The sequence below is a fragment of the Kribbella orskensis genome (assembly GCF_004342085.1).
Taxonomy (GTDB): Bacteria; Actinomycetota; Actinomycetes; order Propionibacteriales; family Kribbellaceae; genus Kribbella; species Kribbella orskensis.
Genome location: NZ_SLWM01000016.1, coordinates 37664 through 57429, shown reverse-complemented (window position 1 = coordinate 57429; position 19766 = coordinate 37664). Strand labels below are relative to the sequence as shown.

Annotated in this window: 20 protein-coding genes, 1 tRNA gene and 1 pseudogene; 10 read left to right on the top strand and 12 right to left on the bottom strand. The window is 67.1% G+C overall.

The annotated features are described in order from the left end of the window. Window positions 1–393: 393 nt before the first annotated feature. Together EV644_RS31495 and EV644_RS31490 are read right to left on the bottom strand one after the other, a co-directional pair. A complete protein-coding gene (locus EV644_RS31495) occupies window positions 394–747 on the bottom strand; it encodes a hypothetical protein (RefSeq protein WP_199240097.1) in 354 nt (117 codons plus the stop codon). After that, window positions 731–1489: a DinB family protein gene (locus EV644_RS31490; protein WP_132192819.1), complete on the bottom strand. Its 759-nt coding sequence runs from the start codon at window positions 1487–1489 to the stop codon at window positions 731–733. The genes EV644_RS31495 and EV644_RS31490 overlap by 17 nt, the downstream gene beginning before the upstream one ends. Window positions 1490–1998: 509 nt before the next feature. Here EV644_RS31490 and EV644_RS31485 point away from each other — a divergent pair. The 5 genes and pseudogenes from EV644_RS31485 to EV644_RS31470 all read left to right on the top strand — a co-directional run bounded on the left by EV644_RS31485 (window position 1999) and on the right by EV644_RS31470 (window position 5186). Further along, a complete protein-coding gene (locus tag EV644_RS31485; RefSeq protein WP_132192817.1) occupies window positions 1999–2328 on the top strand; it encodes a nucleoside triphosphate pyrophosphohydrolase family protein in 330 nt (109 codons plus the stop codon). Between the two features lie 137 nt (window positions 2329–2465). Further along, window positions 2466–2657, top strand: a pseudogene (locus tag EV644_RS47920) (hypothetical protein); the annotation flags it as partial. Between the two features lie 335 nt (window positions 2658–2992). Beyond that, on the top strand, window positions 2993–3157 hold the full coding sequence (locus EV644_RS48200; RefSeq protein ID WP_439649186.1) for a TPR end-of-group domain-containing protein: 165 nt from the start codon (window positions 2993–2995) through the stop codon (window positions 3155–3157). Window positions 3158–3894: 737 nt separating this feature from the next. After that, entirely contained in the window at window positions 3895–4425 is a 531-nt protein-coding gene (locus tag EV644_RS31475) for a SigE family RNA polymerase sigma factor (RefSeq protein ID WP_132192813.1), read from the top strand. 17 nt (window positions 4426–4442) lie between these two features. Beyond that, window positions 4443–5186, top strand: coding sequence for a flagellar basal body-associated FliL family protein (locus EV644_RS31470; RefSeq protein ID WP_132192811.1), 744 nt, complete (start codon window positions 4443–4445; stop codon window positions 5184–5186). A 326-nt stretch (window positions 5187–5512) separates the two neighbouring features. On the opposite strand, the gene EV644_RS31465 is transcribed toward EV644_RS31470, so the two are convergent. Next, a complete protein-coding gene (locus EV644_RS31465) occupies window positions 5513–6343 on the bottom strand; it encodes a GAF and ANTAR domain-containing protein (RefSeq protein ID WP_132192809.1) in 831 nt (276 codons plus the stop codon). Between the two features lie 1333 nt (window positions 6344–7676). On the opposite strand from EV644_RS31465, the gene EV644_RS48195 reads away from it, so the two are divergent. The 4 genes from EV644_RS48195 to EV644_RS31445 all read left to right on the top strand — a co-directional run bounded on the left by EV644_RS48195 (window position 7677) and on the right by EV644_RS31445 (window position 10577). Beyond that, complete coding sequence (locus EV644_RS48195; RefSeq protein ID WP_439649185.1) at window positions 7677–8150, top strand: scabin-related ADP-ribosyltransferase; 474 nt, start codon at window positions 7677–7679, stop codon at window positions 8148–8150. Continuing rightward, a complete protein-coding gene (locus EV644_RS31455) occupies window positions 8147–8599 on the top strand; it encodes a hypothetical protein (protein ID WP_132192807.1) in 453 nt (150 codons plus the stop codon). The genes EV644_RS48195 and EV644_RS31455 overlap by 4 nt, the downstream gene beginning before the upstream one ends. Before the next feature lie 13 nt (window positions 8600–8612). Beyond that, on the top strand, window positions 8613–9056 hold the full coding sequence (locus EV644_RS31450; protein WP_132192805.1) for a hypothetical protein: 444 nt from the start codon (window positions 8613–8615) through the stop codon (window positions 9054–9056). Window positions 9057–9881: 825 nt separating this feature from the next. Continuing rightward, window positions 9882–10577 (top strand): hypothetical protein, encoded by a 696-nt coding sequence (locus EV644_RS31445; RefSeq protein WP_132192803.1) that lies wholly within the window; start codon window positions 9882–9884, stop codon window positions 10575–10577. 288 nt (window positions 10578–10865) lie between these two features. On the opposite strand, the gene EV644_RS31440 is transcribed toward EV644_RS31445, so the two are convergent. From EV644_RS31440 to EV644_RS31405, 8 genes are all read right to left on the bottom strand, one after another. Further along, window positions 10866–10938, bottom strand: a tRNA-Ala gene (locus EV644_RS31440). A gap of 69 nt (window positions 10939–11007) precedes the next feature. Beyond that, window positions 11008–11829 (bottom strand): divisome protein SepX/GlpR, encoded by an 822-nt coding sequence (sepX, locus tag EV644_RS31435; RefSeq protein ID WP_132192801.1) that lies wholly within the window; start codon window positions 11827–11829, stop codon window positions 11008–11010. A gap of 98 nt (window positions 11830–11927) precedes the next feature. Then, window positions 11928–12545, bottom strand: a complete 618-nt coding sequence (locus EV644_RS31430; protein ID WP_132192799.1) for a GNAT family N-acetyltransferase — start codon at window positions 12543–12545, stop codon at window positions 11928–11930. After that, a complete protein-coding gene (locus tag EV644_RS31425) occupies window positions 12545–13033 on the bottom strand; it encodes a MogA/MoaB family molybdenum cofactor biosynthesis protein (RefSeq protein WP_132192797.1) in 489 nt (162 codons plus the stop codon). Before EV644_RS31425 ends, EV644_RS31430 begins: the two co-directional genes overlap by 1 nt. Next, the gene (gene moaC, locus EV644_RS31420; protein WP_132192795.1) at window positions 13030–13512 is read right to left on the bottom strand and encodes a cyclic pyranopterin monophosphate synthase MoaC; all 483 of its coding nucleotides are present in this window, start codon (window positions 13510–13512) and stop codon (window positions 13030–13032) included. Before moaC ends, EV644_RS31425 begins: the two co-directional genes overlap by 4 nt. Continuing rightward, a complete protein-coding gene (glp, locus tag EV644_RS31415; RefSeq protein WP_132192793.1) occupies window positions 13509–14735 on the bottom strand; it encodes a molybdotransferase-like divisome protein Glp in 1227 nt (408 codons plus the stop codon). Before glp ends, moaC begins: the two co-directional genes overlap by 4 nt. Then, entirely contained in the window at window positions 14732–15211 is a 480-nt protein-coding gene (locus EV644_RS31410) for a GNAT family N-acetyltransferase (protein ID WP_132192791.1), read from the bottom strand. Before EV644_RS31410 ends, glp begins: the two co-directional genes overlap by 4 nt. Further along, entirely contained in the window at window positions 15204–16592 is a 1389-nt protein-coding gene (locus EV644_RS31405; protein WP_132192789.1) for a UTP--glucose-1-phosphate uridylyltransferase, read from the bottom strand. The genes EV644_RS31410 and EV644_RS31405 overlap by 8 nt, the downstream gene beginning before the upstream one ends. A gap of 70 nt (window positions 16593–16662) precedes the next feature. On the opposite strand from EV644_RS31405, the gene EV644_RS31400 reads away from it, so the two are divergent. Beyond that, complete coding sequence (locus EV644_RS31400) at window positions 16663–17223, top strand: 5-formyltetrahydrofolate cyclo-ligase (protein ID WP_132192787.1); 561 nt, start codon at window positions 16663–16665, stop codon at window positions 17221–17223. Here EV644_RS31400 and EV644_RS31395 read toward each other — a convergent pair. Continuing rightward, window positions 17220–19748 (bottom strand): penicillin acylase family protein, encoded by a 2529-nt coding sequence (locus EV644_RS31395; RefSeq protein WP_132192785.1) that lies wholly within the window; start codon window positions 19746–19748, stop codon window positions 17220–17222. The two genes, EV644_RS31400 and EV644_RS31395, sit on opposite strands and share 4 nt — an antisense overlap. Window positions 19749–19766 lie beyond the last annotated feature (18 nt).

Genomic DNA, 19766 nt, shown 5'->3' with positions numbered 1-19766 from the left:
ATCCGGGCGCTCCACCATTGGCCGACGCCCCGCCACCAACACAGGCCACCATCACCCCGGGACCAGCCCCTCCCCCAAGCCCCAACCCTGTCACTCAGCGTGTCCCCTGCCCATCCCCCACCGGATGACGCCCGCCCGCTCTGCCCATCACCCCGAGGATGAGAGTCGGCGGGGTCAGAACCGGAAGAGGGAGAAGCCGACGGGCCACAGCGGTTGGAGCGGTCCCGACGCTATTCGGCAAAACGCCGGGACCTCAGCTGACCAACCCGGCCGGGGCTCACAGGAACAGCCGTGACCCGCCGGTGCCCTCGCCCACAGACGACAAACAAACCGTCCACGCACCGAGAGCAGCCAACTTGCCGGCTGGGTGCGGATCGGGGTCCGGCGTTCTGGTTACTGTCGCGCCATGGCGATCCGGAGGCGTTCCTCGGGGTCGATGTAGTGGTCGTGGTTGTCGTCGCCGAGATCGATCTGCACCCAGTTGATCTTGCCTGTGAAGCGGCTGGTGGCAGCGGTGTAATCGGGGGTGACGGTGGTGCCTGACTCGTAGCCGATGTCGGTGGTTTCGTCGGCTGAGAAGACCATCGGCTGGGTTGCTTCGGCCCGGCCTGTGCCGACCGCTGTGCCGTCGTAGTACAGGGTGACGCCCACCGCGATCGGAGAATCTGCCTCGGTCGCGAACTCCTGGACGCCCAGCACGTTGTAGGTGAACTTGGACCCGCGCGGGCAGTCACAGGGCCGGACCACTCTCGATCACGTCGAGGTCGCGTACAGCGTAGCGGTGGTGCTCCCACTCCTCCTCGAGGATCACGTGCAGGCAAGACAGGACGGTCTGGGGGTGGTCGGGGGCGTGGGGATTCCTGCGCGTCGCGGCCAGCACCTCCGGTGTGACTGTGGCGAGGAAGTCGCGCACCATCGCGACACGACCCGCCCGGACCTCGAGCACCTCGGCGTACGACGGTGTGACCGTCGTGAAGATCGACCTGTCCAAGCCGTCGTCCTCGGTGCCGGTGTCCGTTTGACCGATGGGGTGGAACGGCTGTTCGATCTCCAGGATCGCCTTGCCCAGCCACATGTCCGTGGCAAGGACCAGGTGGCGCAGCGTCTGTGCGAACGACCACTCGCCGCCCACCGACACGTCGACCGTGCCGGCCGGCATCGCCGCGACCCGCTCGAGCGTGGCCGCCCAGGTGCGCTCGAGCGCAGCCCAGGCCGCGCGCAGACCATCCGGATCTTCGGCGCGCCGGTCGGCGCGGCCGGGAAAGCGGCGGTTCAACTCGGCCTCGACGAAGGGGATCACGTCGACGCCGTTGACGCGCAAGAAGTTCTCGCCCTCGGAGAGCCACGGCGCGTCGATCTCCGTCCCCTGCATATCGACGCCGCGCATCACGACGCCGGACAGGTCGGCCCCGACGAACCGGGCGCGACGCAGGTCCGCGTCGACGAACTCCGCTCCCTGCAGGTCGTCGGACCGGGTGAAAGTTGCCATGACTTCTCCTTGTCGAGCGCCCAGTTGCCGCTGCCGAAAGTTAAACATGACGCTCCGACAACCAACCGCGCATCGCTCAACGACCACGGGTCACCGCAACCCCCAGCCGCCGACATGCAGAAGCCCTTCCCGATGACTCGGAAGGGGCCTCCGACCCGGGCGAGAGCGCCACAATCCGGTAGCTACCGCCCAGCAAACAGATCAACGGTGGTGGTCGGCCCCAACCCACTTACCTCATGATCTCCGGCAGGAAGCACCGCGCCCGGGCACCCATCGCAACGGAGGAGCGGCACAACACGGGTAGGTGGGAGCGCAGTACAAGCAAAAGGCCGGTCTCGTCTGAGACCCGGCCTCACCGGCCTCAGCCTGGCAGGCATCGTGAGGGTCGAAGGCATGTCGTACCCACCGCTCGTTGACACGCAGGCCAACGCGTTCGGGCAAGGACCTGGACGCGCCGGTGGAGATCTTCGCGTCGGCCACTCGCACCGCAAGAACAGTACAATTGACCTGTGAATTTAGACGATTATCAGAAGGCTGCGCTCCGTACGGCCGCGCCCCGCGATAGAAAGAACGAATTTGTGCATCTTGTACTTGGTCTCGTGGGGGAATCTGGTGAAATCGCCGAAAAAGCGAAAAAGATAATCCGCGACCATGACAGCGACCTCTCTATGGTGGACGTCGAGGATCTGAAAAAAGAACTTGGCGATGTCCTGTGGTATGTAGCTGTGCTCGCCGACTACTTTGACATTCCACTTGGTGAAGTAGGCGAGACGAACATTGAAAAACTCGCCAGCCGTCAGAAGCGCAATGTGCTGCACGGCAGCGGCGACAACCGCTGAACAGCTAACTTTTCGTGCAGCCAACCATCTGTAGAGCCTGCGCCCATGGCAAGTACAAGCTGCGCACTGGCAGTCCTCCCGCATTGCCCCGATAGCTGGCAACCTCAGGTTCGGACCGGTAAGGGTCAACCGAGGTCGCCGAACGGTACGGCGTCTCGCGCCAGGCCGTGCACCGCTGGATCAACCGCTACCGCGACCAGGGCTGGACGGGTTGGACAACCGGTCGCACCGTCCGCATGCCCACCCCGGCCCAGACCAGTCCCGAGGTCGGGGCGGCCATCTGCGAGCTGCACGCAGTAGTCGAGCTTCTACGACCTAACCAGACGTAGAACGTCCGCAACTGCTCCTACGATTGCGGGCGACGAAATTCGGTACTGACGAGAGGGACGGACGAGCCCATGGCTCGCCTTGTCCGAGAGTTTGACGTAATCGGGTCGACGCGCCGGCCGGAACTCTCGTATTCGCCCCTCCCCGCACCAAGCGAACGGCCTCCGCCAAGCATGCAGCGACGACTATCATCGCGCTGGAAGGCACGCCTGGACGGGCGTACGAGGCCTGCGGCTGGGAACTGTGGGCTCCGCTCGCCCCGCTCTATGAGGCGGAAAGGTACGCCGAGGTCGCTGACCGCCTCGGCGGCCTTGTCGCAGTCACTCCGCAGTACCCCATGTTGTTCTTCAACCTTGCTTGCTGCGAGAGCCGCTGCGGCCGGACAAGTGACGCGCTCGATCACCTCCGGCACGCCATGGATATGTCAGCGGAGTTCCGCGCTTCCGCAAAGACCGACTCCGACTGGATCCGATCCGCTCTGAACCCGCGTTCAAGCAACTGATCAACGGATAAGCCTCTGCACGATCGAAATCGTCAACCGCCTTGCGAATAGCCCGAACGAGGTCAGCGTCGTCGTACCGGATGGCAGTTCACCGGGCCGGTTTGCCGAGCCCCGCCGGCGGATGCTGAAACAAACCACTAGACCGGCCCTGCTCGGGAAGCCGCTGAGCGCCCCGACTGCTTTGGACCGCAACGGAAGACTGACCGAACATGATCGAGACCTGATGCTCACCCGCCACAACTGATACGCACAAGATCGTCTGGCCGGGCGTGTCGCGGATCATCTGATACGGATCCGTACTGCGTCATGTGAAGCCGGACAACTCTGTGGCTCGGTCTTTTGTCTCGGCTCATGTTTGACGCCGTGCCAAGGGCGCTGGTCAAGGTCCCGAGGCAGGCTTGCTGGGCCGTATTGCCCTTGTTTCAAGGGCTTCCGAGCACTCTCGTTGGTGCGCGTACCGGTCGGTTCCAGGGCATTGGTGCGGGTGCACGGCTCCCAAACTTCTCCCATCGGCGCAACTCAGGGTCGCCCATGCCTGCCACGGCCGCTGCGCAGACACAAGCGCCGGAGAGCGAAGCCTGGAACGCCCAAGACGAGCAAGATGCCGGCGATGGCGAGCCAACGCACGAGGACGCTGGATGTGTCCCAGTTGGCGGCACCGCTCGACAGGCGTGCGTAAGCTCTGGGCGGGTTCGCTTCGTCTATGTATTAGAGGAAGCGGATGAGAGGCGGCGCCAGTGAAAGCAGCAGACGAACCGGGGTTCCGGGAGTTCGTGAGCTCCCGGAGGCCGGCGTTGCTGCGCACGGCGTACTTGCTGTGCGGTGACTGGCACCGGGCGGAGGACGTCGTGTCGACCGCGATCGTGAAGCTGTACGTGGCGTGGCGGCGAGTTGCCTGCGCGGACAACCCGGACGCGTATGCCCGACAGGTCGTCGTACGGACTTGGCTGGATGAGGCCAGGAGGCCGTGGCGCCGGGAACTTCCGGTCGAGATGTTGCCGGACAGGCCGTTGGACCACGCAGACACCGCGGCGGACGCGACCGTCCGCCGTGCCGATCTCCGTCTTCTCCTCGCCAAGATGCCCGCCCGGCAGCGTGCGGTGCTCGTGTTGCGCTTCTACGACGATCTGTCGGTCGAGCGCACCGCGGAGATACTCGGCTGCACGCGCGGCGCGGTCATGACCCTCACGTCACGGGCGCTCGAAACCATCCGCGGGCTTCTGCCCGACGGTGCGATGACCGTGACCGACCTCGAGGAGACACTGTGAAGGCCACTGTACGAAGCATGCTCGACGATCTGACAGCGGATCAGCCCGAGCCCACCGACGACCTGGACCGTCTGATCGCCCGCGGTCGCCGCCGCAGCCGAATCCGCACTGCAGCCCTCGGCGCGCTAGGCCTCACGCTCGCGGTCGGCCTCACCGGCGGCGTACTCGCGTTGCGCCCCAGCGTGAGCGATCCGCCGGGTGCGGGTCAACCGTCGTCGTCTGCGTCGGCAACTACCAGGACGCCGTCGGCTTCAATCGGGCCAGTGCCGCAGGCGTTTACGAGCGAGACGACGGAAAAGTCCAAGGAGCTCGCGAGCCTACTGCAACGCCTCGCACCGGAGATCGGCCAGATTCCCGGAGCCCAAGAGTCCGACGGTGAACTTCTCCGCCCGGACGGGTCTGCGGCCGGGCGCCTCAGCGCCGAAAGCGTGTGGACATACCGCGTTGGTGACGTGTGGAACATGGTGAACCTCTCCGTGGAGGTCGGCACAGTGCATCAGGTGCCACCCGTCTGCGACGGCATGAAGCCAGGCGTGAACAAGTGCACCGAGGTCCGTCGCCTTCCCAACGGGTCGACCGCCTACATCCACAACTACACCGCGGCGGGCGGGCATCAATACGAGGTCCGGCTGGTCCGCCACGACAACACCTGGGTCTACGTCGGCAGCGGCGCGCAAATGCCACCGGGATCGACCCACGACGCGCCCCTGTCGGCCGCACGCGTCCTCGAAGTCGCTCAGCAGATCACCACTCAGCCCTGACTGAGATCAGTCTTGCGCATCGCCCCGATAGCCGCCGACTTCAGGTCGGTTCGGTGCGGGTCAGGGGTCGAGCTTGCTCGATCGCGGAGCGAGCCGGAGGCACCCTTGCGGCGTGCCGGGCCGAACCGCACCTTCCATGATTGCTAGCGGGACGATGCGGAAGCCTACGGCTAGACGGCGGACTGGGCGAGCCGCGGGTTCGGGTAGCGCCCGTCGGAGCGAGCAACGACCCTACTGCTGTACTTCGCTGCTGTACGCCATGCAAGAGCCCTTCCCGGTGACTCGGAAGGGCCTCTGACCTGGGCGAGACCGCCACAGTCCGGCAGCTACCGCCCGGCAAACGGTGGGTTGGCGGGAGGGTCTGGGAGTTTGCGGGTGTCGATGAGTTGCTGGGCGACATCGCGGAGCTTGATGTTGCTGTCCTGGGAGTAGCGTCGCAGGACCGTGAAGGCGCGGTCGGCATCCAGGTCGAACCGTTCCATCAGAATCCCCATCGCCTGTCCCACCAGTTTCCGCGCGTCGACCGCCTCGGCCATGTTCTTGTCTCGCCGCGCGCTGGCCACCGCGACCGAGGCGTGCCGAGCCAGGATGTGCGCGACCGCCTCGTCATCGTCGGAGAAGGCGTCCAGCCTGGTGCTGTACAACCCGAGCACCCCGACTGTAGCGCTACCGTTGCCGACCGCGAGCGGAACGTCGAGCACGCTGCGCACGCCGAGCTCATTGACTTTCGCCACCCAATCCGGCCATCGGGTTTCGTTGGTGGTGTCGCGGATCAAGACCGTAGATCGGTTATGCAAAGCGGTGACCAGCGGGCCCTGTCGGGTGCTGATTTGTGTCTGGTAGATGGCCTCGACCACCGGGGCGGTCACCGCGGCAATCTCCGGCCGGCCTCTGGTGAGCAGTGCAACACCGGCGTAGCTGCAGTTCAGCGCCTGTAGTGCGAAGTGCACCACTGCATCTACGGTTTCGTCTACGGTCGGCAAGTCGTGCAGCGCGATCGCCAGCTCAGCGAACACGTCAGCTGGGGCCGCAGTCCCCGGCACCTCCACGGAGGAGTCTTCCTTCACGCGAAGGACTTCGAATGTGAGCAGGTTCCGCAGGGGGCGAACGGTGCTGCGCGCGTCGGTCAACGCATCGTGATTAAAGTTGGTAGCCATCGGTCGCTTGTCTCGGTCCTGGGCAACTGCCCGGTAAGTCGTGACCGAGGACGACAGGGCCAAATGGCGGTGATTGAAAGCCGACGGCACATGAAGGGTATCAGGCCAAGAGGCCGCCGGACGCACGTAGCGAGGACGCCCCTGTGTCAACGCGGCGGGCAGTCCTCCCCCGGCGAGCCTGGACGGGCTGAGCGGATGATCCGGGCCTACTGCTGTACTTCGCTGCTGTACGACATGCAAAAGGCCCCTTCCGATGCCTCGGAAAGGGCCTCTGACCTGAGTGGAGCTGAGGGGATTCGAACCCCTGGCATCCTCGTTGCGAACTCGGGGCGGCATGGTCAGGAGCGGCCATCCTGGGCGTGGCTCAAGTCGTGGCTGGCACACCATCGCTGGTACTGGTCGCTCCGGTTGCTGCACTTTACTACTGCCCCTCGAACCTCCAACCCGCCGATAATGGGGCTGATCTACTCGACGTTGTCCTACGTTGCTCGAAACCCCTTCATTTCAAGGGCTCTCGTCGCGCTGTGGTCGTTCGTCGCTACTGCGGGAATCCGAACGTTGCCCGTTGAATCCCGAACGTCAGGCATGCCGAACCGTCGCGCTGGTCGGGGCCCGGCGAGTGAAGCACCTCGGTTGTGAAGCTGCATCCGGGAAGGATGCCGCCGTCGTCCTACGGACGATAGAGGTTGCCCAGGCGGCGGCACATCGGCCTCATCGGAGTCGACGGGCTGGTCTCCAGCGCGGTCTTGCCGCACAAGGACAATCACCAGGCCACCCAGCGAGGCGATACCGACACCGAGGCATGCTGCGGCCCATCCTCGGTACTTGTCGCGGTTGGCGACGAGTCGTTGCGCGTCGGCGTCGGCGATTGCCGTGTGGGAGTCATCTGGAAGGTAGAGGATCCTGAGTGGGGGCGCGTACCGGGTTCCTGGGTGGGGGTTCTGGCGCTCCTCGTTTTGCGGGACCGGCGTGTCCGCATCGATCCACGAAAGCGCGGTTTGGATGCTTTGCTGATCGGCGGACTTGAACTTGACCTGGACGTCCCTGAGGAACGGGGCGCCCTTCCCGAGGCCAACATCGAGGGTCACAGGGTCCGCGACGGCGGGAACACCGGCGCTCAGAAAGTTCTGGCCGGTTTGGGCTCGAAGAGTCAGCTCCGTCACGGCGATTGCCCGTAGAAAGTGAGCACTGTGCCGACGATTCCGAGCCACGTCGCCGGCTGCCTGAGGAACTGTCTCCGTTGCACGGGCAATCATTGCATGCCGAGTTGACGCTTACGTGTCAAGCGGATGGCATTCCTCCGCATCGCCCCGATCGACCCCTGACTCATTCCATGCCATGGGCGAGGGTCATTGTCCCGCTCGTCGCCGTGAGCCTCGTATGCCCTGTAGCGCAACGGATTGCCGCTTCCCTGGTTGGCGCTAGTTGGGCCTCGTTGAGGACCGTTGTTGCGCGTGTTCGGCTCCCAACTCTCTCCCACTTGGCTGGACGGTCCGGTGGCCTGCCGACACCTTGCCTCCCATGGCTCGCTATGGCTCGGGGCAGGGTCCGGGCCGGTGGCCCCGCCGGACCTGTGAATGAGTCTGCCAAACGAGGCGGCGAGCGGTGGATCTACGAGATCGCCGACCCGGGCAACGGCATCGACGTACGAACGGCCCTTCCGCTGCACAAGATCACCCTGCGATCGGAGAAGGAGATCAGCTTCGTAGGAGAGATCGCACCTGAGTTCATCAAGTGCGCTAGATTCACCGCTAAGTGGGGATGGCAAGGCCCCAGGATCCAGAATCCGGGGTTCGCAGGACGATGAACGGCCGAATCGACTATCACGAGGTGGAGCCGCTCACGGTCTGGCTCGACGGCAAGGAACAGCAGTGCTCCGTCGACGAGACCTCCACCACCGACTCCCACTGGACGCTGGTCCTGACAACGCCGGACGGCAGGACCTGGACCGGCTCCGGCCAGGGTCTGTGGACAGCGTTCGTCGACCTGCGCCGCCAAGTGGAACCACTCGGCTACCGGCTGTGCTGCGCGGGCGCGAGGGCCGACGCGTTCATGCGCCGCGGCCGATCGTACGGCGGCTACATCGTCGACCTCTGGACCCGCCGAACCTTCTTCGGCATCAGACACCAGGCCTCGTTGTTCGACTACGCCCCCGCGGGCAAGGTCACCACCGTCGATCAACAACTGGCCCGCTACGACCGCTGGATAGACACGCCTTGGTGGCGAGCCCTCCTCCCCGGCGACCCTGTCCGCTGAGCCTCGGTGGCCGATGAGCGTCTATCACGTTGTGGAGCCGGCCACCTGCTCGATCGACGGAATCGGGCAGGTGTGCTCCCTGGAGCAGACCTCGACGCCGGACTCGCACTGGACGCTGGTTCTGATAACGCCTGACGGTGCAACCTGGACCGGAGCAGGGCGGGGCTTGTGGACCGCGTTCCTCGAGCTGCGGCGGCAACTCGAGTCGGCCGGCTACAAGTTGTGTTGCGCGGGGGCAAGACTCGACGCCAACATGCGCGGTGGCCGATGGTCAGACGGCGACATAGTGGACATTCTGAGCCGGCGGACCCTGCTCGGGGTCCAGCACAAGGCTTCGATCTTCGACTACGCGCCGCCCGCCAAGACCGCCACCGTCGACGAGCAGTCGGCCCGCTACGACCGATGGCTCGCCACCCCCTGGTGGCGAGCCCTCCTCCCCGGCGACCCTGTCCGCTGAGCCAAAGAACTTGCGGCATCAGCGGATGAAGACAGCGCCGAGAAGGCCGAATGGACCGATCAGGCGGAATTCTGGAGGCGCCACGTGCAAGGTTTTCGAGATGAAGTCCTGACAGCCTGATGACGATTGACGGTTACGTGTCAAGCGCGCGGGCAGTCCTCCGCGTCGCCCCGATAGCTGCCGGCCTCAGGTCCGGAGTGGTGCGGGTCAAGGGTCGGAGATCCCGGAGGGGCGCCCTTGAGGCGTGCCGGGCCGGACCGTCCCTTCCATGATTGCTAGCGGGGCGATGCGGGAGCTCACGGTTCGACGGAGGCAGCGTCGACCACCCGGGGCGAGATGCCGGCCGTTCCGGGGAGCACTACGACGACCGGGTGTCGATCGTTGATGGCGCGTTCTGCTGTCTTTGACCCGCACCCTGTTGGCACGTGCGCGCCAAGCCAGGGGACGCGCCCAGAACGCAGCGAAGCGGAGTGGCGGGCAGGCGTCCCGCCCTGTGGTGGCGGCGCGCTTTCGGGCCCTGGAGGGGTCCGTCTTGAAGACGTAGAGAAACCTGTCAGGCAGGCGTCGCTGGCTCAGTGTCCTCCGTCGGGTGATGCGCGACACTCTTTCGCCGGGTGATGTGCGACAGCCGACCACGCGGAACGCGGCATGACAGGAAGACCGGCCCCGTGCCGCCGATCCACCCCATCGCTGAGGGGACACGGGTCTCTCCTGCGCTGAGTCATACCCCACGGGTGATGGCGACGGACTCCGGTTCTGGCAACGTCGAAGTCATGTCCAGCCCCAGGTTTGCCGTGACGGTCGCCGTCAGCGTTTCGGGCGATCATGGCTGAGGGTTTGACGCCGTCCGAGTCGGCCAAAGAGCTCGAGCACCATCGGCATGCCGAGCAGGGCACGCACGGCGAGCACCGACGTGAGGTCATTGCCATATTGGAGGCCGTGCTCCTGTCGGTCGTCACAATCGTGACTGCCTGGGCGGGTTACTCCGCGGCCAAATGGGGCACCGAATCCCGCCTGGACCTCGCGCATGGATCCGCGCTGCGCATCGAGGCGAACCGGGCATTTGCTGTTGCCGAGGAGAACCGCAACTTCGACTCGAGCACGTTCAATGCCTGGTTCATCGCCTACACGCTGGGCAACACCGACAAGATGGAGATCGCCGAGCGCCGGTTCCGGCCGGAGTTCCGGGTCGCGTTCGACGCTTGGCGGGCGACGGACCCTGACCACAATCCGTCAGCCCCGCCGGGTCCGACATACATGCCGCAGTACCGGCAGCCGGAGAAGGCCCAAGCCAACCAGCTCGATGGACGCGCCGACGCGGCCACCGCCAGCGGCTATCACTCGGCAAGTGTTGCTGACAACTACGTCCGGATCACGGTGCTGCTGGCCACGGTGCTGTTCTTGGTGGGAATCGGGAGCACGTTCGCGGTCAAGAAGATCCGCGTTGCTCTGGCCTCGGTCGGTGCTGTGATGCTCGTGACGGCGGTGGCCCTCATCGCGCAGCAGCCGCGACCCCGCTGACGGCAATCACGGGCATTGCGGAGTGAAGACCCAGCGGCCCGGAACGGGCAAGCGGTACGAGAGCACGTATCGCTCTGACGATACAACGATGTCGGCTGTCTCAACCGGACGATCACGCTTCCAGTACGTGCGCTCGATGACGAGAACGGTTACACCTGGGAGGCACTACGAGGGTTTCAGCCTGATAGGGGCGCCCAGCCCGGACGGGCTGGGCTCATAGGAGGGACCTACTGCTGCACCTCATGCAAAAGCCCTTCCCGATGACTCGGAAAGGGCCTCTGACCTGGGTGGAGCTGAGGGGATTCGAACCCCTGGCCTCCTCGTTGCGAACGAGGCGCGCTACCAACTGCGCCACAGCCCCAGGTTGTCGCGGTGGTGCCTTGCGACCGCGAAACTCTAACACGCAGATGGTCGCTGACCGAAACCGGGATCAGTCACCGACCGCCCGGCGGATTTCGGGCTGCTCGACGGGCGCAGCGGGCTCCGGTACGACGGGGGCCGCCTCCTGCTCGGGGTCCGCGGTACGGGCTGAGGAGAAGACTTCCGGGCCGGACAGGCTGATGGTGCGGACGGTCCGGTCGGGGGCCTTTTCCTTCATCACGTACGTCGGCAGCGTCACCGGGACCGGGTCCCAGAGGCCTTCCGCGGGCGGCTCCGGCTTCTCCACGACGACCGGCTCAGCAGCGACCGGGAGCTTGACCTCGATCGTCATCTCGTGGTCCGGGGACGACGCCGGGGCGGTTGCCGGGCCGCGGTCGTGGTGGGCCTCGGCGCGGGCACGGCGTTCGGCGGCCAGGGCGACGCGCTCGCGGGCCTGGCGGCGGAGCTGGACCCGGGTGAGTACGACGAAGGCGACGATCAGCGTGGCCGGGATCGCGACGGTCCACCAGAGCAGCATGCCCAGGCCGGCCAGCGCGGTCACCGACAACAGCGAAAGGGTCAGGATCGACAGCACCCGCCGGCGGCGCATAGCGGCCACCCGGCGGGCTCGGTTCGGGACGTATCGCGTCGGCGGCGATGGATCAGCCGTGACCGCGTCATCCGTTGCACCGGGCGCCGACGGAGGTCGTACGACGTAGCGCGCGCGGGCCTGGACGTCGGTCTGCCGCGACAGTACGCGGGCAGCCGACGACGAGTACATCTCCGCCGAGCGGCGCCTGCTCACCTCGTCGTTGCGCTTCAGCAGCATCGGGACGAGGTAGGCAGCCCACGCGGCGACGATCGCCACATAGATCAGCCCTGTCGTCCCCATGCGACGACGCTAAGACCAGGGGCGGGTCAGTTCCGGTACGTGCGCCGGTGTGTCGCAAGAAGACTCGTGTGACTGGTGTGAATAAGCACGCAGGGTGATCAGCGCAGTCGGGCTACCAGACCGGGCCCGACTTCCTCGACGTTGAGGGCGAAGATCCGGTGGTCGCGCCACTCCCCGTCGATGTGCAGGAAACGCGGCCGGTCGCCTTCATAGCGGAAGCCGAGCTTCTCCACGACCCGCAGACTCGCCTTGTTCTCGGGGCGGATCGCCACCTCGATGCGGTGCAGACCGAGGTTGAACCAGCAGTGGTCGGCCGCCATCGCGACAGCCGTCGGCACGATCCCGCGGCCCGCGTACTGCTCATCCACCCAGTAGCCGAGGTTCGCCCAACGCGCCGAGCCGTAGGTGATGCCCGACACCGTCAACTGCCCGACCAGGGGCCGTTTGGCGCGACTCCCCGCAGCGGCGGCACCGGCGTACGTGATGACGAAGGGGAGCATCCGGCCGTAGCGGGCCTGGCGGTTCCAGTCGCGGGCCATGGAACGGAAGGTGCGGGCGCCGTCCTCCGCGCCGGGTGGTTGGGTCGCGTCCCAGGGGCGGAGCCAGCTGATGTTGCGTTGCCGGGCGGCGCTCCACTCGGCGCCGTCCGAGGCCTTCAGCGGTCGAAGGCCGACCTGCCCGTGTTGGAGTTCCACGGGCCAGTGCACAACGGCCATCAGTCCTGATCCGTCCTCGGATGGTCTCCGCCGCGCACCTGTTCGACCGCATGGCGCAGGAGCGGCTCCAGTACGACGAGCCCGTCCTTCACGCCGCCCCGCGAACCAGGGAGGTTCACGATCACCGTCTTGCCGGCCACACCGGCCATACCGCGGGACAGCGACGCAGTAGGCACTCCCTGGGCTACTCCATACGCCCGGATGGCTTCGGCGATGCCCGGGATCTCCAGCTCGAGCACTGCCCTCGTGCGCTCGGGTGTCTCGTCCGTAGGCGAGATCCCGGTGCCGCCAGTGGTGACCACTACGTCGTACGACGCAGTGACCGCCGCGACCAGGGCCTCACCGACAGGAGCGCCATCAGGCACTATCTGGGGGCCGTCGACGGCAAAACCCCAGGAGGACAGGCGTTCCGCGATCAGTGGACCGGTGGTGTCCTCGTAGACGCCGGCGGCGGCGCGGTTCGAGATGCTGACGATAAGGGCTCTCACGGCCGCTCCCAGTGCCCGGTCTTGCCGCCTTCTTTCAGCTCCACCCGTACGTCGGACAGCACGGCCGCCGGGTCGAGCGCCTTCACCATGTCGATGACGGCGAGTCCGGCCACGGCCACGGCGGTCAGGGCCTCCATCTCCACCCCGGTCCGATCGGTGGTCTTCACGGCGGCCACGATCAGTACTGCGTCGTCGGCAACCTCGAGGTCGACCTTCGCGCCAGTGATCGCGATCGGGTGACACAGCGGGACCAGGTCGGGAGTCCGCTTCGCCCCCATGATCCCGGCGATCCGGGCGACCGCCAGCGCGTCGCCCTTAGGCACGCCCTCGCCGCGCAGCGCGGCGACCACCTCGGGCGAGACATAAACCTTGCCTGAGGCAACGGCCCGGCGGGCGCTGGTGTCCTTGGCCGAGACGTCGACCATCCGCGCCGCACCGGTGGCGTCCACATGGGTCAGCCCACCAGCTGATTCCGTCATCCGGTCTCCTCGTCCAGCAGCCAGAGCTCCGCCTGGTCGCCGGCCCGGACAGCGGTGACGTCCTCAGGCACCACGATCAGCGCGTTGGAGCGGCTCAACCCGCCGAGCAGGTGCGAGCCGTGGCCGCCGACTGTACTGGCCATCCACCCCTCGTCGCCGGAGGTGGCCGCGGCGCGGACGAACTGGCGCCGCCCGGGCGGTGACGTGAAGGCGTCCATCACCACTCCCTGGACGGCCTGGCGGCCGAACGGCATCGCCCCCATCAGCTTGCGCAGCGCGGGCCGGACGAACACCTCGAAGGACACGTACGCCGACACCGGGTTGCCCGGCAGCGTGAAGATCGGCACCTCGTCGTCGCCCATCACGCCGAACCCCTGCGGCTTGCCCGGCTGCATCGCGACCTCGGGGAAGTCGATCGTGCCGAGCTTGGTCAGCACTTCCTTCACCACGTCGTACACGCCCTTGCTGACGCCACCGGAGGTGATCACCAGGTCCGCCCGGACCAACTGGTCCGACAGGGTGTCCATGATCTTCTTCGGGTCGTCGTCGACGATGCCGACCCGGTAGACCACCGCGCCGGCCTGGCGAGCCGCCGCGGCCAGCGTGTAGCTGTTGGAGTCGTAGATCTGCCCTTCGCCCAGCCGGCTGCCCGGTTCGCGCAACTCGGCGCCAGTGGACACGATGACCACCCGGGGCCGCGGCCGGACCTTGACCCGGGCCCGGCCGACCGCCGCGAGTACCGCGATCTGCCGCGGGCCCAGCACGGTGTCGGCGTCCATCACCTTGTCACCCGCCCGCAGGTCCTCGCCGGCCCAGCGTACGGAGGCTCCCAGCGCGGGCGTCTGCGTGATCCGGACCGTAGCGGCTCCCCCGTCGGTCCACTCGACCGGTACGACGCTGTCGGCGCCGCGGGGCATCGGCGCGCCCGTCATGATCCGTACGCAGGTGCCGCCTGTCACCACGATCGGCTCGCTCCGCCCGGCGGCGATCTCGCCGACCACGGGCAGGGTGATGGGGTTCTCCTGGGAGGCACCGGCCAGATCGGCCGCCCGGACGGCGTACCCGTCCATGGCCGAGTTGTCGAAGCCCGGCAGGCTCACGGGCGAGATGACGTCCTCGCAGAGCACCAGCCCGAGCGCCTCCATCAGCGGCTGCTCGAACGGCGGCAGCGGCCTCACTCGGCCGAGTACGACTTCCAGATGCTCGTCAACGCTCCGTCTCACCCAGAAGACTCTAGTCGTTCCGGGTGGGCGCCCCAGACCATGCGCACGTCCGGCACCCGCTCCTCGTTGGCAGCCCCGTCGGTACGCCGTACCTCGGTGAACCCGTGGTGCCGGTAGAACGCCTGGGCCCGGGTGTTGCTCTGGAACGTCCACAGAGCTAGTCCGCCCGGCCGGAGGTCCTTCGCGAGGTCCACGAGCGTCGAGCCGACTCCCTGGCCAGCTACCTCCGGGGCGACGTACAGCTGGTCCAGGTCGTCACCGTCGAGCGTGAGGACGGCCACGATCCGCCCGTCATGCACCGCGACCCAGGTCTGTCCGTCGGGCAGCAGCACGTTCGCGAACCACCCTCGCACCTGCTCCTCGCTGTGGATCGCCGGCGGCACCTGCGAGCCCACCGCATGCCGCGAACGCCACCAGACGTCGGCCGCCTCGTCCGCGTCGTACGGCTCGAGCGGCCGGATCCAGACGTCATCCACGGAGCTCGGTCCCGTCGGCGATCACCTTCCGCTCGCCGGCCGGAGCCTCGACCTCGACGTCACCCACCACGACCACGTCCTTGCCGAAGGCAACATCACCGCGAACCTCGAGCCGGTCCGCCCGGACCAGCGACGGCGGCCCTGCCTCGAACCGCGCCTCGAAGTCGGCCAGGATCTTGAAGTACTCCGGGTCAAGGTCGACGTACGGCTCGTCGCCCTCGTGCGTGGTCGTCAGGTCGCCGGCCTCGTCGAGCTCGTAGACGTCGGAGCGCAGTACCAGCAGGTCGTTCGTGGTCTTCACCGGCTTGAACCGGCTTCGGTCCACGACCACCGCCTGCGACCCCTCGAACGTCTCGATCGCGGTGCCCATCCCGGTCTCCAGCTGGATCACCTTCGGCGAGTCCGGGTCGGCCGGGTCGAGCGTCTTGTGGTTCACGATGATCGGCAGGCCGAGGATGCCGTCATGGCCGTCCATCAGCTCGGCCAGCCGGTCCAGGTCGATCCACAGGTTGTTCGTGTTGAAGGTCTTGTGCCGGGTGACGTCCTGGAAGAACTTGGTGTCGTCGGGGTGCACCTGGGCGCTGTCGCGCAGGATCAGCCGGCCGTCGGACTTCCGGACCGCCACGTGGCCGCCCTTGCGGTCCGAGCGGGTCCGGCGGCAGACCTCCATCCCGAACGGCACGTCGTGCTCGGCCATCCAGGCGGCGATCCGGCCGTCCGGGGTGGCGCCGAGGTTGTCGGAGTTCGAGATGAACGCGTGCCGGAAGCCCTTCTCGCGCAACGCGTCGAGCGTGCCGGAGGCGACCAGCGCGGTAAAGAGGTCACCGTGACCCGGCGGGCACCAGGCGAGCTCGGGATCGGCGGGCCACTCGGCCGGGGTCCGGTCGTCCTCGAGGAGCTTGGGCTCCATGTTCTGCAGGAAGTCCAGCGGCAACCCGTCGACCGGGAGGTCGGAGTACTCGCTCAGCACCGCGAGGGACTCCTCCTTGGTACGGAAGGAGTTCATCAGCACCAGCGGAAGCTCGACGCCGTAGGTCTTACGGGTGCTGAGGATCTGCCGAGCGATGATGTCGAGGAAGCTCAGCCCGTCCTTGACCGGGAGCGCCGACTTCGGCCCGGTGACGCCCATCCCGGTACCGAGGCCACCGTTCAGCTTGATCACCACGGTCTCGGCGAGCGCGGCCCGCATCGAGTCGGTGTCGGTATCCAGGTTTTCGAGGTGCGGCAGCTCCCCCACCGGTTCGATGTCGTCCTCGCGGATCGTGCCCTGCTGACCCGACTCGAGCAACCGGTAGTAGTGCGAGAAGACCTTGATCGCGACATCCGCTGCCCTCGCGGCGCGCATCTTCTCCTGGGCCTGCCGAAGTCCTGCCTCACTCATGTCCCAACACTAGGGGACTGCGCGCAACCGCGACGTTAACTGCGTCACTCCTGGTCCGTAGGATCACTCTGTGTTCTCCCCAAAGGCCGCGCTGCGCCAGCAACTGCTGGACGCACGCCGGGCATCGGCCAGCGCCTCAGGCCAAGGGCTACTCGCTGTAGCGCGCGAGCAGGCCGAGGTCGTCGCGGCCCGCCGGATCGCGCTGTACGTCTCGATGAGCCCCGAACCGCAGACCGGGCCGCTGATCGACTGGCTGCTCGTCTCCGGCCGCGAGGTCCTGCTCCCGGTCCTGTATGCCGACAACGACCTCGGCTGGGGTCTGGCCCCAGGCGCGGCCGACCTGGTGCCCGGGCGGCACGGGCTGTCGGAGCCGCCGGTGGACCTGGGCGCCGACGCGATCACCAGTGCGGAGCTGGTGATCTGCCCCGCGCTGGCGGTGGACCTCAGCGGAGTACGGCTGGGTCGCGGAGGCGGTTCGTACGACCGGGCGCTGGCTCGCGTCTCCCCCGGTACGCCGGTCTGGGCCGTCGTACACGAGCGGGAGATCCTCGATTCACTCCCGGCCGATCCACACGACCGACCGGTCCACGCTGCTCTGACGCCAACACGACTCGTCCGGCTGGGCCTTTAGCCTTCCGGTCTCGTGAAGGTGAGGGTGTGCTCGCGGGTGGCCTCGACGGCGCCCTTGGTGAAGGCCCAGGGCAGGGTCTCGCCGCGCGCCCAGAGGTCCGTCTGGTCGACGTAGTTCTTGGTGAACGCGTGTCCGGAGACGCCGGTCAGGTTGATCCAGCGGGACTTGTCGAAGTCGGAGAGGTCGACCACCATCCGCATCGACGGGGTGGCGGTCACGGTGTAACCGTCAGCCGCGTCCCATGCGGTCGCGTCGACGGTGGATGAGCCGCCGCCCAGCTCCCACGGACCGCGGTTGAACAGCTTGTCCACCAGGCCGATGCCCGACTTGCCCAGCGTCTGGTTCGTCAGGGTCAGCTTGTGCAGCCGGCCCCACTGCCATTGCGAGGGCTCCCGCGCCATCTTCGTGGTGATCTCGGCGCGGCCGTCGATCAGCGCCTCGCGCAGGATGTCGTCGCGGTTCTCCCGCTGCGGCGTGGTCGTGTTGTCCCACCAGGAACTGTTCGGCTGCGACAGCAGCGTGCGGACGACCTCGAACCAGCGCGAGCCGCCGTCCGGCCAGACCGCCTCCGGCAACTGGTCGTGGAAGGTCAGCGCGAGCAGGTTGCGCCAGACGATGTTGAAGTACGCCGCCGGCGCCGAGTCCGCCGGCTGGGTGAAGTCCCAGCCGCGCAAGGTGTCCTGGCCCTGCTTGTCGAAGTCGTCGTCGATCCCGATCCGCAGCAGGTACGGCACCAGCGTTTGGGCGTTGCGGTTCTTGGTGTCCAGCTGGATCGACGCCATCGCGTTGGCGTCGAGCTTCCCCGCCGCGTGGATCCGGTCGAGGATCTGCTGCGACCGGTAGCCGTAGTCCCAGTCGTTGGTCAGGTAGTACGGGTACGACGTCGGCACGACGGCCTGGTTCGCCGTCACGATCACCCCGTCGGCCGGGTCGAACTCGGTGGGCATCGCCTGGAACGGGATGTAGCCCTTCCAGTGGTACCGCGAGTCCCAGCCGGGCGCCGGCCAGTCGCCGATGCCGCGGTTGCGGATCGGGATCCGGCCGGGCGCCTGGTAGCCGATGTGGCCCTCGCGGTCGGCGTACACGAGGTTCTGCGAGGGCACCTCGAACAGGGTCGCGGCCGCGCGGAACGCCTTCCAGCTCTGGGCCCGGTTGAGCGCGAAGATCGCGTCCGCCGTCCGGCCCGGGGTCAGCGCGGTCCACTGGATCGCGACCCCGTACGGCCGCGGGTTCTTGTCCTTCGCCGCGAGCTCGCCGGTCTCGCGCTCGTCCTCGCCGACGTCGGAGATGATCGGCCCGTGCCGGGACTCCCGGACGGTGATCGTCTCCTCCTTGTCCTCGCCGGCCACCTTGAAGGTCTCTTTCCGGGTCTTCAGCGGTTGGACCCGCTTGTTGTAGACGACACCGTCGCCACTGAACTTCTCCAGGTACAGGTCGGTCACGTCGGGGTCGAGGTTGGTGAAGCCCCACGAGATCGCCCCGTTGTGCCCGATCACCACCCCGGGCAGACCGGAGAAGCTGAACCCGGACACGTCGTACGGGCAGCGGGCGGTCACCTTGTTGCAGTGCAGGCCGACCTGCGTCCAGATGCCCGGCATGGTCGCGCCGAGGTGCGGGTCGTTGGCGAGCAGCGGCTTGCCGGTGGTGGTGTGCTCACCGGACACGACCCACGAGTTCGAGCCGATGCCGTCGCCGCGGCCGAGCAGCTGCGGCAACCCCTTGGCGACCTTCTCCACCGAGTCGAGCGACGTCAGCAGGTCCTTGGTGAGCATGCCGCGGCGGGCGACGGACTCCACCGGGCTGGTGGTGAACTGCCCGTCCTGGTCCACAGCCGCGGTCGACAGGATCGGCTCGTTCCGGTCGTACGGGTACGGCGGGTAGAGGCTCGCGATGTTGCGGGCGGGGAACGACGCGGCCAGCTTGGTCCGGGCGATCTCCTCGTCCATGTTGCCGCCGAGGTCCCACGCCATCGCCTTCAGCCAGGCGAGCGAGTCGGCCGCGGTCCACGGCTCCGGCCGATAGTCCGTGCCCTTCAGCGACAGTACGGCGTACTCGAGGCTGAGGCCGGAGCCGGAGTGGGTGTTCAGGTACGCGTTGACGCCGCGCGCGTAGTCGTCGAGGAACTGCCGGGTGGTCGGCGTGAGCAGGCCGAGCTCCTTCTCCGCGACCCGGCGCCAGCCGAGCGTGCGGATGAACTTGTCCGTCTCGAGCGCGTCCTTGCCGAACAGCTCGGCCAGCCGGCCGGAGGTGACGTGGCGGCGGAAGTCCATCTCGAAGAAGCGGTCCTGCGAGGCGACGTAGCCCTGCGCGGCGAACAGGTCGCCCGGTTTGTCCGCATAGATCTGCGGGATGCCGTTGGCGTCGCGGACCACCTCCACGTCCGCGTCGAGGCCCGGTAGCTCCACCGTTCCGTCGTACGTGGGGAAGGAGTGACGGACCACGAAGATCCCGGTGCCGGCCACCACCAGAAGCAGGGCGGTGAGCACAATTCCGGACAGGATGATGACCCTCAGCAGGCGACGCACGGACCAAACTTAGAGAAT

What these genes read in the sequence shown, in the direction of transcription:
- EV644_RS31490 (WP_132192819.1), bottom strand. Translation starts at nt 1,489, where the DNA reads ATGGCAACTTTCACCCGGTCCGACGACCTGCAGGGAGCGGAGTTCGTC.
- EV644_RS31450 (WP_132192805.1), top strand. Translation starts at nt 8,613, where the DNA reads ATGAGCGTCTATCACGTTGTGGAGCCGGCCACCTGCTCGATCGACGGA.
- EV644_RS48200 (WP_439649186.1), top strand. Translation starts at nt 2,993, where the DNA reads ATGTTGTTCTTCAACCTTGCTTGCTGCGAGAGCCGCTGCGGCCGGACA.
- EV644_RS31445 (WP_132192803.1), top strand. Translation starts at nt 9,882, where the DNA reads ATGGCTGAGGGTTTGACGCCGTCCGAGTCGGCCAAAGAGCTCGAGCAC.
- EV644_RS31430 (WP_132192799.1), bottom strand. Translation starts at nt 12,545, where the DNA reads ATGGCCGTTGTGCACTGGCCCGTGGAACTCCAACACGGGCAGGTCGGC.
- EV644_RS31470 (WP_132192811.1), top strand. Translation starts at nt 4,443, where the DNA reads ATGCTCGACGATCTGACAGCGGATCAGCCCGAGCCCACCGACGACCTG.
- EV644_RS31405 (WP_132192789.1), bottom strand. Translation starts at nt 16,592, where the DNA reads ATGAGTGAGGCAGGACTTCGGCAGGCCCAGGAGAAGATGCGCGCCGCG.
- sepX (WP_132192801.1), bottom strand. Translation starts at nt 11,829, where the DNA reads ATGGGGACGACAGGGCTGATCTATGTGGCGATCGTCGCCGCGTGGGCT.
- EV644_RS31455 (WP_132192807.1), top strand. Translation starts at nt 8,147, where the DNA reads ATGAACGGCCGAATCGACTATCACGAGGTGGAGCCGCTCACGGTCTGG.
- EV644_RS48195 (WP_439649185.1), top strand. Translation starts at nt 7,677, where the DNA reads ATGCCATGGGCGAGGGTCATTGTCCCGCTCGTCGCCGTGAGCCTCGTA.
- EV644_RS31465 (WP_132192809.1), bottom strand. Translation starts at nt 6,343, where the DNA reads ATGGCTACCAACTTTAATCACGATGCGTTGACCGACGCGCGCAGCACC.
- moaC (WP_132192795.1), bottom strand. Translation starts at nt 13,512, where the DNA reads ATGACGGAATCAGCTGGTGGGCTGACCCATGTGGACGCCACCGGTGCG.